Origin of the sequence: Streptomyces sp. NPDC058812, assembly GCF_042744565.1 — a bacterium.
In the GTDB taxonomy this organism is placed as follows: domain Bacteria; phylum Actinomycetota; class Actinomycetes; order Streptomycetales; family Streptomycetaceae; genus Streptomyces; species Streptomyces thinghirensis.
Window position 1 is genome coordinate 312311 of record NZ_JBHYOB010000008.1, and the last position, 15815, is coordinate 328125.

A 15815-nucleotide genomic window follows, 5' to 3' on the forward strand; every position below is an offset into this window, starting at 1 on the left:
TGTTCACCTCGTTCACGATTCGGGCGGCTTGGTCCGTGCGCGTCAGGCGCGCTGGTGCAGTTTTCCGGGCCGGAGCAGGAGCCGCATGACGACGATCCAAGCGATCATCAGGGCGGTCTCCAGGAGGCCCACGACGGCGGCGGCCGGCAGCGACGCCTGCTGGGCGTAGTTGAAGGACAGGATGGACAGCAGCATGGTGTCCGGGGTGTAGAGCAGGATCGCGGTGTTGATCTCCCGCACCGTGAACAGGAACACCATGATGATGCCCGCGGCGATCGACGGCCGCATCAGCGGCAGCAAGATGGTCCACAGCATGCGGCCCTGGCCCGCCCCGCACATACGGGACGCCTCCTCCAGGGACTTGTCGATCTGGGCGAATCCGTTACCGGTGACGCGGGTGGCGTGCGGCAGGTAGGAAGCCACGTAGGCGACCACCATGATGGCGAGCGAGCCGTAGAGCGGGGTGCCGAGGTAGAGGGCGAACACCCCGGTGGCGAAGACGATGCCCGGGACGGCCAGCGGGGACATGGCGACGGCGTTGAGCAGGCCGGAGCCCCGGTGCCGGACCCGCTCCGTGACGTAGGAGGTCAGGATGCCGACGGCCACCGCGCACAGGGCCGTGGTCACGGCCACGATCACCGTGTTGCCGAGCGCGTTCTTCAGCTCGGGGGCCTCCAGGACCTGCCGGACGACATCGAAGGTGGGGTCGATCTCGTCCAGGTTCGTGGAGGTGCTGAAGGCCCGCAAGGACAGGGCCGCGTACGGCAGTACGGTCGTGACGAGAGCGTAGAGGACGAGCAGGAGCACGAAGAGGTACTTGGTGCCCGCGCCCAGCCGTATGCGCTTGCGGTTGCGGGACTTGCCCGTGACCGTCACGAACTTGGACGCCTGCCGCAACCCCCGCTGGTACAGCCAGAGACCGATCACACTGAGCAGCACCAGCATGGTGCCGAGGGCGGCGGCGAGGGCGTAGTCGCTCGGATAGCCGTTGGTGGCCCGGTAGACCGTCACGGCCAGCGGCTGGAAGTCCATCTTGGCCCCCAGCAGCGCCGGCACGGAGAACATGCCGGTGGCGCTGATGGTGACGAACATGACCGACGACAGGGTGGCGTGCCGGACGGCCGGCAGGGAGATCCGCAGCGCCGTCTGCAGGGTCCCCCGCCCGTTCATGTGGGAGGCCTCCTCCAGGCCGGCGTCCATGTTCTGCAGGCTGCCGGAGACCAGCAGGTATCCGTACGGCACGTAGTGGAGTGCCAGGATGATGATCAGCCACTCGAAGGTCATGACGTTGATCGACACCCAGCCCGGCAGTCCGACGTCCCGGGCGAACTGGTTGAGCAGGCCGGTGCGCGGCGCTCCCAGCTCCAGGAACGCCAGCGCACCGATGAAGGGAGACAGGAACAGCGGGGCGATCACGACCAGTTCGAAGAACCGCCGCAGCGGTACGTCGGTGCGGGCCAGCACCCAGGCGAGTGCGCCGCCCAGGGCGGTGGCGATGACTCCGCACGCCAGCGACATGGCCATGGTCTCGCCCAGTACCCGCCAGATCTCCCAGGAGCCGTAGGAGTCCTTCAGGGCGTCCGGGGTGAAGGTGGACAGCGCGTCGCGCGGGTCTTCCGAGACGGCACGGACGAACACCAGCACGGTCGGCAGGAAGACGAGGACGGCGAGGAGCAGGACGACGAGGACCATGAGTCCCCCAGGCCCGCGTCGTCGCGTCCGCACCTGCTTCCTGTTCACCCGCGGCGGGGAGGTCGGCTGTCGGGTCAGCGTCACCATGCGTCTCGGTACCTCCTGTTCGTGATCGTGCGGGGATCAGTCGCCGAGCCGCAGCCGGGCCACGCGCCCGTCGGTCTCCAGGGTCGTGCCGTACTCGGCGGACAGCTGCCGGTACCGCTCCAGCACCTGGGCGCCGTTGACCTGGTCCGCGACCAGGGGGCGGCCCTCGGTCGCGGGGTGCCGCGCCGACTTGCCGGTGCCTCGGGTGATCTTGGCCTCCTTCGACACCTCCCGGCCCAGCTCGACGGGGTGCAGGGTGATGCCGGTGAGCCGACCGTCGGTGAGGTGCACCTCGATCACGGCCGAACTCCACCAGGTGGGAGTGGGCGTGTCCAGCCCCGGGTGCAGGGGATGCGCGTCCGGGGTGAGCGTCGGCAGGGCGTCGACGTCGTGCCCCCAGGTCTCGTAGCTGTCGTAGGGGACGCGTTCGAGCAGTTCGGACTGAGCGAAGAAGTTGCCGAGCCCGTAGAAGACGGGCTTGCCCCGGTAGATCTCGATGCCGAGGGTCTTGTGCCAGCCGTGGCCGACGAAGATGTCGGCGCCGGCCTCGATGGCGCGGTGGGCGAATTCCCGGACGAAGCGCGGCGGCCGGTCGCCCCGCGGGCCCTCGGCGATGTTGAAGTGGTGGGCGACCATGACCAGGTCGGCCATGGCGGCCGCCGACCGGATCGCGCGCAGGTTGCCTTCGAGGTCCCCGGGATGGCACTCGGTGAGGATCTTGTGGTCGTCGCCCTCGCGGAACACCATCTCACCGGCAGCCGACTGCCCTCCGGGAAGGTTGTACTGGAACTCGTCGTCCCGCAGCACGCGACCGGTCTTCCCCGGCTTCCAGTCCTTGCCGGTGCGCAGGATGTTCAGCTCCTCCGCGGCGGCCTTGAGGTGCTGTGCGGAGTCCTGGGGCACGACGTAGGTCGTCGTGACCCGCAGCGGGTTGACGCCGGGGCGTCCCAGCATGGTCTCCTTGGGGCGGCCGGCCCACTCGTGCGGCCGGTTGCCGGAGGTGGTCGAGATCAGCGCCATCCGGCCGCGGGGCGTCTCGACATAGGTGGGCATCCGTGCGTCGTCCAGGTCCCGTCCCGTGCCGGCGCAGGCCAGTCCGGCGTCGTTGAGGGCCTGAACGGTCGAGAACAGTCCGGCCGAACCGAAGTCCAGGCTGTGGTTGTTCGCCGTTGACATCACGTCCACGCCGAGCCACCGCAGATCCTTGGCCACGCGGGGCTCGGCCAACATGTAACTGCCGTACCAGTCGCCGCGGCCCGGGTGCACCTCGGCGGCGTCGCCGAAGTTCATCTCCAGATGCGCGTAGGCGACATCGGCTTTGTCGAACAGTTCCCGGATGCGCAGGAACTCCGCCTCGGAGTGCATGGAGAACGGCCTCGTCACCATGCACTCGCCGGCGATGGCGACCGACCAGTCGGCGGTAGGGGGCATACGACTCGCACTTCCTTCCGGGTTGCCGGACACAGTCGCCCGTGAACGCGCGGCGACACCCGAGGTGATCGGGCTTTCCTCAAGCTAGGTCGGCGCGGACGTGTGCAGAAGCACAGAGTTCCTACTGCGGTCATCACCAGTGGTTATCGCCTCGCCGCACCGGCGTCCGCGGGGCGAGGGCCGCCGCAGGAAGCCGGCCGAGAGGTCACCTGCCTGGTGCGCCCACGGCGGGCCGACCGCGCTTCGCCATGACGGCATCCGCTTCGTCGCGCCCGACGGCGACCGGAACCACTTCGTGCAGGCCCGCGTGTGAAACTCCTCGCGCCGCAGGTGTGCGCGGGAGCGCGGTTCAGCGGGTCACCCCGCCGGGTGGGCTCTTCCGATCACATCGCGAGGCAGGTTGCGTCACGCCTGCCACCGGACATTGCCTTGCCGACAGGACGGCGATTTCGTGAGCACCCGCCGACGGATAGTCGCCGTCTGGGCCGGACTGTGCCTGGCCGGCCTCGCACCACCTCCGCGCTCAAGGCCCACGGTCTGGACGACCTCATGCGAAGGGGGTGTGGACGGGGGCGGTCCGTCTCCCCGCGTCGTCGTGCTCCTGGCGCTCCTGGGCGACGCGGCGCGTCGGGATGCCAGTCGGTGCCGGGGCCTCAGTGGGCGCCGACCAGCTTCTGGTCCGGACGGCCGGCAGCGGGCCGCTTGGTCGTGCGCAGGGCCGCGATGCCGATGAAGACCATGGACGAGAAGCCGGCGAAGGCGAAGGCGGTGAAGCCCCAGTCGCCCTTGTCCGCGGCGAGCAACTGGCCGCCCAACCACGGGCCGAAGACCGCGCCGAAGCGGCCCATGCCGGAGGTCCAGCCCACAGCGGTGGCGCGGTTGGCGGGGGCGGAACCGATGGAGACGGTCGCGTAGATCATGGTCTGCGCGCTGTTGAGGAAGACGCCGGTGAGGAAGACGACCACGAAGGTCAGCGCCAGCGGCATGTGGACGCTGAGCAGGAACACGCCGCCCGCGGTCAGCGCGAACCAGATCGCCGAGATGCGCGGGGCGCCGAAGCGGTCGGAGGCCCGGCCCGCGACCAGCATGCCCACGATGCCGCCGAGGTTGAACAGGACCACGAAGGTGAGCGCGGAGCCGAGTTCGTAGCCCTCGCCGCGCATCAGGGTGGGCAGCCAGGTGGCGACGCCGTAGACGAGGAGCAGGCCGCCGAAGGAGGCCAGCCAGTACAGTAGGGTCTGGACCCACTCGCCGCCGCGGAACAGGTTGAGCAGGTTGGCCCACGGGGCGCCGACGGCGTTCCGGCCCTTCCCGGCGGGCAGTTCGACGTCGTAGCGGCCGGCCAGCGCGCGGGCCTCCTCGGTGCGCCCCCGGGCGACGAGGAAGCTCAGCGACTCGGGCAGCCACTTGGCGAGCACCGGGACGAAGAGCAGTGGGACCACGCAGACCCAGAAGGCGGCGCGCCAGCCGAGCGGTTCGACGATCCACAGGGCCACGTAGGCGGAGAGGATGCCGCCGGCATGGTGGGCGGTCATCAGCAGGCCGATGGTGAGGGCGGCGCGACCGCGCGGGGCGTAGTCGGAGACCATGCTGATCGCGGTGGGCAGCAGGCCGCCGAGGCCGACGCCCGCCAGGGTGCGGCCGAGGCCGAAGACGGCGACGCCGTTCGCAACCGCGCAGAGGCCGGAGGCCAGCGAGAAGAGCGTGACGCAGGAGACCACCAGCTTCTTGCGGCCGATCCGGTCGGCGACCGTCCCCGCGGTCAACGCGCCGACCAGCATGCCGAAGGTGGCGTAGCTGCCGAGGTCGCCGGCCTGCCCCGAGGTGATGCCGAGCGCCTTCTCCTCGAGCATGTGGGGCAGTACAGAGCCGTAGATGAACATGTCCAGGCCGTCGAAGAGCACGGCCAGCCAGCAGAGGCCGACGACCAGCAGGGCCAGTCCGCTGCCGCGGCCGGGCAGCGCGGCGGGTGAGGAGGACATCGTTGTTTTCCTCTCGTCCAGGAGGCGGTGCCTGGAGGGGGCGTGTGATGGGGCGTGTGATGGGGCGACGCTAAGGACCGCGTTCTCTGCATGTCAACACTTTTGTTGACAATCTCAGCAATGACCTGATGGCCGCGGTTCCGGTGGCCACCGCTGAGGCTCGGGGCACATACGGCGAAGAGTGGGCCGCGCACGCCCTGCGCGGCCCACCCCCGTTGCCCGGTCTCCGCCTAGGCGACGGGCGGGGTGCCGTGGGTGTGGAAGGACGCGATGGTCTTCAGGCCCCAGGCCTGGCCTTTCGCCCGTTCCGCCTCGGTCCAGGTGACGATCGGCCAGTCGGGCGCGAGGACCAGGCGGGTGAGCGGGTTGCACAGCTCGATGCGGTTGCCGCCGGGCTCGTAGACGTACAGGAAGAACGTCTGCTGGATGGCGTGCTTGTGCGGGCCCGTCTCGATGAAGACGCCGGTGTCGATGGCGAGGTCGGCGGCGCGCAGGATGTCCTCGCGGGTGTCGGCGGCGAAGGCGATGTGGTGCAATCGGCCCGAGGAACCGGTCCAGTCCTCGGTGTAGACGACGTCGTACGACTTGTCGGTGAAGGTCAGCCAGCGGGCCGCGATCCGTCCCGTGTCGAGCCGGATCTGCTCGGTGGGCCGGGCGCCGAGGAGCTGTTCCTGGAACTCGGCGTTGGCGAGGACGTCGGCGGCGAGGAAGTTGATGTGGTCCAGGCGGCGTACGCCCACGCCGCGATTGGGTTTGGCCTGCGGCTGGTTCTTCAGCGCCGGCCGCAGCTCGTCGGGGGCCTGGTAGTACTCGCTCTCCCAGTACAGGGCGTGCTCGTGGCCGTCGGGGTCGGCGGTGAGGTAGAGCTTGCCGAGCCCCGGCTCGTCCTCGGCCCACTTCCCGGGCCGTCCCGCAGCCTCCAGTGCCGCCACCCGGCGCTGGAGTGCCTCCTCGCTGGAGGTGCGCAGGGCGAGGCGGCCGAGGCCGGGGTGTTCGCGGGCGGTCAGGACCAGGCTGTGGTGTTCGTAGTCGTCGTAGGTGCGCAGGTAGACGGTGTCGCCGTCCTGCCCGCTGACCGTCAGGCCCAGGTAGTCCGTGAAGAAGGCGACGCTCGCGTCCAGTTCGGGCGTGAAGAGCTGGGCGTGGCCGACATGGGCGATGTCACCGAGCGGCGGAGTCATGGTGGCCTCCAGGGCGTTGTGCGGGTATCGGTGCCGTCTTGGCGGACCGGGGGAAGACGGTGCCGTCGAAGATCTTGCGGGCGGTGCGCACGACGGCGGTGCGCCGGACCACGGCGGGGGCGCCGGCGGAACCCGGGTCGACGTCGACGCCGACCTCCAGGTAGCCGGTGGGGTGTTCCACGCGGACGCGGTCGCCGGTTGCCGGGAGTTCGGCGACTGGCTCCCCCACTCCGCCGGGCACGCGCAGTCCGGCCGCCACGCTCGCGGCGCCGAGCACGCCGATGGAGGTGTGGCAGCGCACCGGGATGAAAGTGCGGGTCATGACCGCGCCGCCGTCGGCGGGCGGGGCGAGCAGGGTCAGCTTGGGCACCGTGGCGCCCTCGACGTCGCCGAGGCCCATCAGATGCCCGGCGGCCAGCCGGATCTCCCGGAGACGACCGGCGAGTTCGGCGTCCGCCTCCAGATCCTCGGGCGTCTCGTAGCCGGTGACCTCCAGCGCCGTGGCGGGGACGAGCACGACCGGCATGCCGTTGTCGACGCAGGTCACCTCGGTGCCGGCGACGGTGTCGCGGGCACTGCCGGTGGGCAGGAGGGGCCCGGAGCCCCGCGGGAACTCGATGACGACCGCCGCGGCGGTCCCCGGTACGCCGGAGATCGCGGCGTCCCCGGTGTAGTCGACGCGACCGCCCGGCGTCGGGAATGTGGCGACGGCGCGTTCCCCGGTGTTGAGCATGCGGACGCGTACGGACGTCTCGGCCTCCCCGGCCGGTACGAGTCCGCGTTCGACGGCGAACGGGCCCACTGCCGCGAGGATGTTGCCGCAGTTCTGCCGGTCGGTGACCGCGGGCGCGTCGATGGCGACCTGGAGGAAGAGGTAGTCGACGTCCGCGTCCGGGTCGGCCGACCGGGAGACCACGGCGACCTTGCTGGTCAGCGGGTGGGCGCCGCCCAGGCCGTCGATCTGGCGGAGGTCGGGGCTGCCCATGATCCGCAGCAGCAGGTCGTCACGGGCACCGGGGTCGGCGGGCAGGTCCTCGGCCAGGAAGTAGGCGCCCTTGGAGGTGCCGCCGCGCATCAGCGTGCAGCGCACCTCTTCGGTGCCGGTCACGGCCGTTCCCCGGCGGTGTACTCGTCGTACGACTGGTAGGTGACACCCAGCTGCTTCAGCTTCTCGCGCAACCCGTAGCGGTCCAGGCCCAGTTGGCCCTCCAGGAACGCGGCGCGGGCGCCGGCCTCCTTGGCCTCGCGGGCCTCGGACGCCTCGGCGGTCCGCCGGGCCTTCTCGCGCGGTACGACGACCACGCCGTCGTCGTCGGCGACGATCACGTCACCGGGGCGGATCACCTGGCCGTCGACGGCGACCGGCACGTTGACCGAGCCGCCGGTGGCCTTCACCGTGCCCTGCGCGGAGACGGCCAGGGACCAGGCGGCGAAACCCATCTCCCGCAGTTCCTGGGTGTCGCGGAGGCCCGCGTTGATGATCAGACCGCGTACGCCTCGACGCTGGAGGGCGGTGGCGAACAACTCGCCGAACATGCCGTCGGTGGACGGGGAGGTGGTGGTGACGACCAGGACGTCGCCCTCGCCGCACTGCTCGACGGCGGCGTGGATCATCAGGTTGTCGCCGGGCCAGCTGAGCACGGTGACCGCGGTGCCGGCGACCCGTACGCCCTGCTGGACAGGGCGGATGTCCGGCCCGAGCAGGCCGGTGCGACCCATGGCCTCGCTGACGGTGGCCACGCCGTACCCGGCGAGCGCCTCGACGTCCTCGGCGTCGGCCTTGGGCGGGTCGGTGACGATGACGCCGCTCATGCCAGCTCCTGCGCGATCTGCGGGTAGGGGCGCATGTACGCCTCGGCCATGGTCCGGTGCGCCAGGCCCAGATTGGGGCCCGCGTTGCGCTTGAGCTGGACACCGCGGCGGACGGCCAGGTCGGTGTAGTAGTCCCATAGGTGCCGCTGGGCGCCGAGGCACTCCATGGCCTTGCGCTTGGTCTCCCACACCTCGGTGATGTCGAGCAGGACCTCGGGCCTGAAGCCGCTCATCTCGGGCTGGTGCGGTTCGAAGTAGAAGACGGGCGGGGCGCCGATGATCTCACCCTCGCCCGGGTAGCCGATGGCCTGGGCGAGGACGCGGGCCTCCAGGGCCATGCGGTTGGCGGCCGGGTGATCGCCGTTGTACGGGTCCTCGACCGGGTGGGTGAGTACCACGTCGGGCTGGGTGGCGCGGTAGACCTCGACGAGCCGGTCGGTCAGCTCGGGGGTGGCGAGCAGCGGGTAGTCGCCGGCGTCGAAGAAGCGGACCTCGGCACCGAGGGTGGCGGCGGCCTTCTCGGCCTCCTCCCGGCGGAGCGCCTTGATCTCCTCCAGCTTCTTCCCCTCGCGCCAGGCCTTGGCGGACTCGCCCCGCTCGCCGAAGGTCAGGCACGCGATGGTGACCTTTTCCCCGCGCGAGGCGGCCAGGGCGATGGCGCCACCCGCCCGCCACACGAAGTCCCCCGCGTGCGCGGTGACCACGAGTGTCGAGCGTGGGGTGGCGGCGGGCGCGTTGCCGTGCGTCATGGATGCTTCTCCTCGGTTGGACAGGTGACGCCCGCCTCGGTGCGTGTGTCAGTCGCGCAGCGCCTCGATCACGCTGGTGAGGTGGGCCCGGACGGCCGCCTCGGCCGCCTGTGGGTCCCTGGCCTCGATCGTCTCGATCATGGCCAGGTGCTCGTTCAGGGATTGCTGCGGGCGCCCCGGGCGCAGAGCCAGCTGGAAGCGGTGGCGCACCAGTTGGGCGTTGAGCCGCTCCAGCAGTTCCACGGCCGTGCGCTGCCCGGAGAACTCCCGGATCCTGGCGTGCAGTTCGTGGTTGAGGTCCGAGTAGGTCAGCGGCTCGCCGCCGGCCACGGCCTTGCGCATCGCCGTGCCCAGGTCCTTCAGTTCGGCGAGCTGCTCGTCGTCGACGACGACGGCGGCCTTGGCCGCGCACAGCCCTTCGAGGACCAGGCGGCATTCGGTGATGGCGACCGCTTCCTCCACGGTCACCACCCGCACCCGTGAACCACGGTTGCGGATCCGCTCGACGAGCCCCTGAGACTCCAGGTCGATCAGCGCGGCCCGGATGCTGGCCCGGGTCACACCGAACTGCTCGGCGAGTTCGTTCTCCACCAGCCGCTGCGCCGGTGCCATCTCCCCGCGCAGGATCGCCTGCCGCAGTTGCCCGAGCGCACGCTGTTTGGCCTGCTCCCCGGTGCCCGGACGGGCTTGGTTCGGCATGGTTGCCCTCCCTGAGTGAGTGCCTGTCGAACGTAAATCTAGCCAAACAAGATTGTCAACAATTTCGTCCACCAAGTTCGACACATCCGGCATGGCTGTCCCGGCGCGAAACAGCGCCAGAGGACGGACGATCGGGCGTCGACCCGCACGCCGGCTGACGCGGGCGACACCCATGACACCCACCCACCGCCACGGTGCAGCCCGGCCATCCCGTGCGGCGCCGGACGCCGTTCCCTCCCTCCACCTCCCGCGGCCACCGGAGCAGACGTGACGGCCACCGACGTGCTTGCCGGTGAGGCACTCCGGAGCACAAGGTGACACCGGCCGATCACGCGAGCCGGATCCCACTCGGACGCGCTGCACGGCGCCCGCCGACCCGGGTCATCTCGAAGCGCCGGGCACGGCGCTCGCCGGAGTCGGGGACGCGGGGCGACGCAACCCCGACCGCTTGCGCGGGAGGTCGGCGTGGCCCCGGTCCAGGGCGACGCCGACCACGACCGTCAGTCGTTCGCGCCACCGATGACGGGCGCTCAGGCAGGTGATGCGGGTGAGCGCGCGTCGATCTCGGTCCTCCGGGGAGACGGACCGCCGAGCAGGGAGGTGTGGAGAGGCCGGGGCCGACAGCGCGTGGCGTTACGAGAGTCAGTCCCGATCGGCGGCCGGCTCCCCGTCACAGGCGGGAGCCCCGGCGCTCGGCGCGCAGCAGCCAGGCCAGATAGACCCCGCCGGCCACGCCGGTCACCACCCCGACCGGCAGCAGGGCGGAGCCGGTCAGACGCTGGGTGACCAGGTCCGCGGCGGTCACCAGGAACGCTCCCGTCCACCCGGCGGACACGACGTTCGGGCCCGCCGCCCGTGTCGTCCGGCGGGCCAGCTGCGGGGCGGCCATCGCTACGAACGGGACGGGTCCGGCCGCGGCCACCGCCATGGCGGTGAGGCCCGTGCCCGCTCCGAGCAGCACCAGGCGACTCCGCTCGGGCGGCACCCCGAGCGCGGCGGCGGTGTCGTCGCCCATCTCCAGCATGGTCAGCCGTCGTCCGCACGCCAGGACGAGCGGCACCAGCACCACCAGCCCCAGCGCGGCGACACGGACGTCGTTCCAGTCCCGGGCGTTGAGCGAGCCGATCGTCCAGGCGGCGGCCTGCGCGGCCTTGCCGATGTCGGCGCGCAGGTACAGGAAGCTGGTCGCCGCGCCCAGCACCGAGGAGGCGCCGATGCCGACGAGGATCAGCCGGTATCCGTGCACCCCGCGCTTGAAGGCCAGCAGGTAGACGGCGGCGGCCGTCGCCGCACCGCCGCACACCGCGCCGACGGCCGTCTGCGCGGCGCCCGCGTCAAGGACGATGATGGCCACGAGCGCGCCGGCCGAGGCGCCGTTGCCGAAGCCGATGACGTCGGGGCTGCCCAGCGGATTGCGGGTCAGGGACTGGAAGACCGCGCCCGCCATGCCCAGCCCGAAGCCGACCAGCGCGGCCACCAGGGCCCGGGGCAGGCGCAGGTCGAGCACGACGAACCCGGCGCCCGGCGGGCCGTCGCCGGCGAGCGTGCTCAGCACCTCGGGCGGGGACAGCTCGTAGGTTCCGGTGCCGATGGCCAGCACCATGGTGCCTGCCGTGAGCACGGCGAGCAGTACGCAGACCAGCAGGGCCCGGGTGTCGTAGCACAGCGACCAGCGGCCGGTGCGCAGCAGTCCGCGCCGCGCCTGCGCGCGGCCCCGCGCGGGGGCGTCCTTCACGAGGCTCACAACTGGGCCACCTTCCGCTGCCGTACGAGATGTATGAAGAGCAGCCCGCCGAGGAACGCGGTGACCGTGCCGACCTCGATCTCGGACGGCGGCATCACGACGCGCCCGATGACATCCGATACGAGTAGCAGCACCGGCGCGAACACCGCGCAGCAGGGCATGAGCCGGCGCGGGTCGGGCCCGCAGAAGGCACGGGCGGCATGCGGGATCATCAGGCCGATGAAGCCGATCGGCCCGCACACGGCGGTGGCGCCGCCGCACAGCAGGGTGATGGCGACGACGGAGAGCACCCGCACACGCCGCACCCGGGTGCCCAGCGCCCGCGCGTGGTCCTCGCCGAGGGCGATGGCGCCGAGCGGCCGGGCCAGTGCGAGGGCGAGCACGGCACCGCCCAGGAGCAGCGGCGCGACGGTGGCCAGCAGGGACACGTCCCGGTTGGCGAGGGTGCCGACCGACCAGAACCGCATCTCGTCCAGCGTGCTCAGGTGCCACAGCGAGAGTCCGTTGACGTAGCCGAACAGGGCCGCGTTGACGGCGGTTCCGGCCAGCGCGAGCCGGACCGGCGTCGCCCACCGGCCACCGCCGAGGGCGCTGACGGCGGTGGCGGCGAGGGCCGCGCCGGCGAGTGCGAACCAGAGGTATCCGGTGAAGGACGTGATGCCGAGGACTCCGATCGCGGTGACGACCGCGGCCGACGCGCCCGCGTTGACGCCGAGGAGGCCGGGGTCGGCGAGCGGGTTTCGGGTGAGGGTCTGCATGACGGCGCCGCCGAGGCCGAGGGCAGCGCCGACGGCGGCGCCGATGAGGGTGCGGGGCAGTCTCAGGTCCCGCACGATCGCGTCGTTCTCGGTGCCGGACGGGTCGAACAGGGCGGACCAGACCTGGTCGAGCGGTATCTGTCTGGCGCCAACGGCCAGCGAGAGGGCGGTCGCCGCGACGAGCAGGCAGACGCCGAGGAGCAGGCCCGCCGCGCGCCGGGACGCCCTGGTGCGGGGCTTCTTCGGGCCGTGCTCCTCCACCGGCGGGGCGGCGGCCGTCGCGGTGCTCACGAGGCGGCCGTCCGGGAGGCGAGGCGCCGGCCCCGGGGCGCCGAGGCGACTAGGTGCAAGGCACACATTCCAATGGACATGTGCTTAGCTTAGGCTAGCCTTACCTTCGCTGTTGACGATTTCGTCGGCAGTTCTGGCCTGCCCTGCACCCTCCGACCAGCGGTTCACGGAGAACGCGATGACCACGCTCACCCGACCCACCCCACGCGGCGCCACCGCGCCGGACGTCCGCCCGGTGCGAGTGACGGGGCCGCGCGTCGCGCGGCTGCTGGAAGCCGTGGAGGGGGCCGACGACGCCCGACGGGCGGCCCTGGCCGCCGAGTTCTGGAAGGAGGCGGAGAGCCTGGGCACCCCGCTCGTCGAGGAACTCGACGGCGCGCCCGGTCATCGGGCGGTCACGTTCCTGTGGCGGGGTCACCGCGCCACGCGGCAGGTGCTGTTGTTCGGCAACCGCCTCACCGACCGCGCCCACCTGGCCGGTTCACTGCTGCAGCGGGTCCCCGGCACCGATGTCTGGCACCTGGGGCTCCGGCTGCGCGCCGACCACCGCGGCTCCTACCGGCTGGCCGCCGACATCTCCCTCAAGGAACCGCCCTCGGACCCGGACGGCCTCCAGCAGCGGCTGCGGTCGCTGACCGCGTTCGCCGCGGCCGACCCGCTCAACAGCCGTACCGTCGCCACCCGCCGACAGGAGTCCGACGCCTCGGTCTTCGCCCTGCCCGACGCCCCCGCCCAGTCGTGGGCCGGACGGCGGGGCACGGTGCCGGCCGGGCGGGTCGAGCGGCACCGGGTCCCGGGCTCGGCGCCGGTCGGCGACCGGGACGCCTGGGTCTACCTGCCGCCGGGGCACGAACGCGGCGTCGGCGCGCCCCTGCCGACAGTGGTGCTGTGCGACGGCGACATGTGGTTCGGGCGGCTCGGTCTCGGCGACACGCTGAACGCGCTGATCGCCGACGGCGCGTTGCCGCCGCTGGCCGTGGTGGCGCCGGACGCCGGGGACCGCCGGACCCGTTGGCGCGACCTGGGCGGCCGTAAGCCGTTCGTCGGCTTCCTGGCGGACGAGTTGCTGCCCTGGGCGGCCGGACGCTGGCCGCTGACCACGGACCCGGGCCGGACCGTGATCGCCGGGCAGAGCCTCGGCGGCATGACCGCGCTGTACGCCGCGTACCTGCGGCCCGACCGGTTCGGCAACGCCCTCGCCCAGTCCGCCTCCCTGTGGTGGCGGCCCGGCCTGCCGCCGCCGGCCGGACCCAAACCACCGGTGTACGGCACGCCCTGGCTCGTCGCCCGCTACGCCGCCGGAACCGCCCGGCCGGTGCGCGTCCATCTGGACGTCGGACTGCACGAGGGCGCCATGGTCGACCACAGCCGCGCCCTGTACGACGCGCTGCGCACGACGGGCCACCGGGTGACCTACGGCGAGTTCAACGGCGGTCACGACTACGCCTGTTGGCACGGCGCTCTGGCGGACGGCCTGGTCCACCTGCTGGGCGGCCCCGCCTGCTGATCCAGCACCTCGCGACTCCCCTTCCGTGTCCTGCCCCACTTCCCCTGTCCCGTCCCCTTTCCGTTTCCCATCACCCTCCCGAGGAGCGACCCCTTCATGTCCCCTTCACGTGCCTCCCGCAGAACCGTCCTCACCTCCGCCGCCGCCGCCGTCACCGGGGCCCTGCTCCTGACCGGCTGCGGTGACGACAGCAGCGGCGACAGCGCGGGTGGCTCGGAAGCCGGCACCCGTCAGGTCACCGACGCCACGGGCCGCGAGGTCGACGTGCCCGCCGAGCCCAAGAAGGTCGTCACGCTCAGCGAGCCGACCCTGGACGCCGCCCTCGCGCTCGGCATCGAGCCGGTCGGCGCCACCGCCGGACGCGGGCAGAAGGGCGTGTCCACCTACCTGGCCGACAAGGCGGGCGAGGCACAGGTCGTCGCCACGGTCGCCGAGGCCGACATGGAGAAGCTGGCCGCGCTCCAGCCCGATCTGATCCTGCTCGACGAGACCACGGCGGTGAAGGGCCAGGTCTCCAAGCTGGAGTCCATAGCCCCGACCGTGGTCACCGCCAAGCTGAACGAGGACTGGAAGAAGGCGTTCACCGCCACGGCCGAGGCGCTGAACCAGAAGGCCGAGGCCGAGAAGATCCTCACCGGCTTCGACGCCGACGTGACGGCCACCAAGGCGAAGCTCGGCGACAACGCCGGAGCGGTCGTCAGCGTGGTCCGCTGGCAGAACAAGGCGCCGTCGGCGGTCGGCCGGGGCGTGGGCCACGTGGGCGCCACCCTGACCGCCCTGGGTCTTCAGCGACCGAAGGACCAGCAGGGCGTGGGCACCGGCCACAGCGAGCCGGTCAGCCTGGAGAAACTGTCCACCATCGACGGCGACTGGCTGTTCTTCGGCACCCTCGGCGAGAAGGCCGACGGCGAGAAGGCGTACGCCGAGGCCCAGAAGGTGCCCAACTTCAGCCGGCTCAAGGCCGAGCAGGAGGGCCACGTCGTGGTCGTCCAGGGTTCCGCCTGGAACAGCGCCGGCGGTCCGTTGGCCGCCCGGATCGTCCTGGACGACGTGACGAAGGCGCTCGCCTCGTGACGCCCGGACTCGACGGCCGGCTCGCCCTCGTCACGGGGGCGGCCCGGGGCATCGGCGCGGCGGTGGTCACGGCCCTCGTCGAGGAGGGCGCCCGCGTGGTCGCCACCGACCTCGACCGCGCGGGCGTGGAGGCACTCGCCGCCCGGCACGGCGAGCGGGTCACCGCCCGCCCGCTGGACGTCACCGACGCCCCCGCCGTGGAGACGCTGGTGGCCGAGACCGAGGAGACCCTCGGCCCACTGGACATCGCCGTCAACGTGGCCGGCATCCTGCGCGACGGGCCCGTCGCCGACCTCTCCGACGAGGACTGGGCGGCGCACTTCGCGGTCAACACCACCGGGGTGTTCCACGTTTCGCGCGCCACCTCCCGCCGCATGGCCGGGCGCGGCCGCGGCAGCATCGTCACCGTCGCCTCCAACGCGGGCGGCGTCCCCCGCGCGGGCCTCGCCGCCTACGCCGCCTCCAAGGCCGCCGCGGTCATGTTCACCAAGTGCCTTGGTCTGGAGGTCGCGCGCCGGGGCGTGCGCTGCAACACGGTCTCCCCCGGGTCGACCATGACCGGCATGCAGCGCGCCCTGTGGACGGCGGGCGAGGAGGAGGCGTCCGCCCGGCGGGTGATCGAGGGCGACCCGGCGTCCTACCGCACGGGCATCCCGCTCGGCCGGATCGCCGACCCCTCCGACATCGCCGACGCCGTCGTCTTCCTGGCCTCCGACCGCGCCCGCCACATCACCATGCACGACCTGTACGTCGACGGCGGCGCCACCCTGCGGGCCTGACCCGGGCCCTCGGCACACGTCCTCCCCCA

13 protein-coding genes are annotated in these 15815 nt (G+C 72.0%); 3 read left to right on the forward strand and 10 right to left on the reverse strand.

The genetic code is table 11. The features are described 5' to 3' along the window. Nucleotides 1-42: 42 nt before the first annotated feature. The 10 genes from ACFW48_RS19395 to ACFW48_RS19440 all read right to left on the reverse strand — a co-directional run bounded on the left by ACFW48_RS19395 (nt 43) and on the right by ACFW48_RS19440 (nt 12426). Entirely contained in the window at nt 43-1779 is a 1737-nt protein-coding gene (locus ACFW48_RS19395; RefSeq protein WP_386316151.1) for an ABC transporter permease, read from the reverse strand. A 36-nt stretch (nt 1780-1815) separates the two neighbouring features. Beyond that, nucleotides 1816-3210 (reverse strand): CapA family protein, encoded by a 1395-nt coding sequence (locus tag ACFW48_RS19400; protein ID WP_386316153.1) that lies wholly within the window; start codon nt 3208-3210, stop codon nt 1816-1818. Between the two features lie 653 nt (nt 3211-3863). Beyond that, entirely contained in the window at nt 3864-5192 is a 1329-nt protein-coding gene (locus ACFW48_RS19405) for an MFS transporter (RefSeq protein WP_386316155.1), read from the reverse strand. Between the two features lie 230 nt (nt 5193-5422). Beyond that, complete coding sequence (locus ACFW48_RS19410) at nt 5423-6373, reverse strand: VOC family protein (RefSeq protein WP_386316157.1); 951 nt, start codon at nt 6371-6373, stop codon at nt 5423-5425. After that, nucleotides 6354-7481 carry a 4-oxalomesaconate tautomerase gene (locus tag ACFW48_RS19415; RefSeq protein WP_386316159.1) on the reverse strand — a complete coding sequence of 376 codons (1128 nt, stop codon included), beginning with the start codon at nt 7479-7481 and terminating at the stop codon, nt 6354-6356. The genes ACFW48_RS19410 and ACFW48_RS19415 overlap by 20 nt, the downstream gene beginning before the upstream one ends. After that, entirely contained in the window at nt 7478-8185 is a 708-nt protein-coding gene (locus ACFW48_RS19420) for a 4-carboxy-4-hydroxy-2-oxoadipate aldolase/oxaloacetate decarboxylase (protein ID WP_386316161.1), read from the reverse strand. Before ACFW48_RS19420 ends, ACFW48_RS19415 begins: the two co-directional genes overlap by 4 nt. Next, nucleotides 8182-8934: a PIG-L deacetylase family protein gene (locus tag ACFW48_RS19425; protein WP_386316163.1), complete on the reverse strand. Its 753-nt coding sequence runs from the start codon at nt 8932-8934 to the stop codon at nt 8182-8184. Before ACFW48_RS19425 ends, ACFW48_RS19420 begins: the two co-directional genes overlap by 4 nt. A 48-nt stretch (nt 8935-8982) precedes the next feature. Then, a complete protein-coding gene (locus ACFW48_RS19430) occupies nt 8983-9633 on the reverse strand; it encodes a GntR family transcriptional regulator (RefSeq protein WP_386316164.1) in 651 nt (216 codons plus the stop codon). A gap of 670 nt (nt 9634-10303) precedes the next feature. Further along, complete coding sequence (locus tag ACFW48_RS19435) at nt 10304-11377, reverse strand: FecCD family ABC transporter permease (RefSeq protein WP_386316166.1); 1074 nt, start codon at nt 11375-11377, stop codon at nt 10304-10306. Then, entirely contained in the window at nt 11374-12426 is a 1053-nt protein-coding gene (locus tag ACFW48_RS19440) for a FecCD family ABC transporter permease (RefSeq protein ID WP_386316168.1), read from the reverse strand. The genes ACFW48_RS19435 and ACFW48_RS19440 overlap by 4 nt, the downstream gene beginning before the upstream one ends. Nucleotides 12427-12604: 178 nt before the next feature. Here ACFW48_RS19440 and fes point away from each other — a divergent pair, with 178 nt between their 5' ends. The 3 genes from fes (at nt 12605) to ACFW48_RS19455 (ending at nt 15786) form a co-directional block, all read left to right on the forward strand. Next, nucleotides 12605-13933: an enterochelin esterase gene (fes, locus tag ACFW48_RS19445; RefSeq protein ID WP_386316170.1), complete on the forward strand. Its 1329-nt coding sequence runs from the start codon at nt 12605-12607 to the stop codon at nt 13931-13933. A 96-nt stretch (nt 13934-14029) separates the two neighbouring features. Further along, the gene (locus tag ACFW48_RS19450; RefSeq protein ID WP_386316171.1) at nt 14030-15007 is read left to right on the forward strand and encodes an ABC transporter substrate-binding protein; all 978 of its coding nucleotides are present in this window, start codon (nt 14030-14032) and stop codon (nt 15005-15007) included. Next, nucleotides 15004-15786: a 2,3-dihydro-2,3-dihydroxybenzoate dehydrogenase gene (locus ACFW48_RS19455; protein ID WP_386316173.1), complete on the forward strand. Its 783-nt coding sequence runs from the start codon at nt 15004-15006 to the stop codon at nt 15784-15786. The genes ACFW48_RS19450 and ACFW48_RS19455 overlap by 4 nt, the downstream gene beginning before the upstream one ends. Nucleotides 15787-15815 lie beyond the last annotated feature (29 nt).

Bases quoted from the DNA above. Each gene is read 5' to 3' on its own strand.
- ACFW48_RS19395 (WP_386316151.1), bottom strand. From the start codon at position 1,779: ATGGTGACGCTGACCCGACAGCCGACCTCCCCGCCGCGGGTGAACAGG.
- ACFW48_RS19400 (WP_386316153.1), bottom strand. From the start codon at position 3,210: ATGCCCCCTACCGCCGACTGGTCGGTCGCCATCGCCGGCGAGTGCATG.
- ACFW48_RS19405 (WP_386316155.1), bottom strand. From the start codon at position 5,192: ATGTCCTCCTCACCCGCCGCGCTGCCCGGCCGCGGCAGCGGACTGGCC.
- ACFW48_RS19410 (WP_386316157.1), bottom strand. From the start codon at position 6,373: ATGACTCCGCCGCTCGGTGACATCGCCCATGTCGGCCACGCCCAGCTC.
- ACFW48_RS19420 (WP_386316161.1), bottom strand. From the start codon at position 8,185: ATGAGCGGCGTCATCGTCACCGACCCGCCCAAGGCCGACGCCGAGGAC.
- ACFW48_RS19425 (WP_386316163.1), bottom strand. From the start codon at position 8,934: ATGACGCACGGCAACGCGCCCGCCGCCACCCCACGCTCGACACTCGTG.
- ACFW48_RS19430 (WP_386316164.1), bottom strand. From the start codon at position 9,633: ATGCCGAACCAAGCCCGTCCGGGCACCGGGGAGCAGGCCAAACAGCGT.
- fes (WP_386316170.1), top strand. From the start codon at position 12,605: ATGACCACGCTCACCCGACCCACCCCACGCGGCGCCACCGCGCCGGAC.
- ACFW48_RS19450 (WP_386316171.1), top strand. From the start codon at position 14,030: ATGTCCCCTTCACGTGCCTCCCGCAGAACCGTCCTCACCTCCGCCGCC.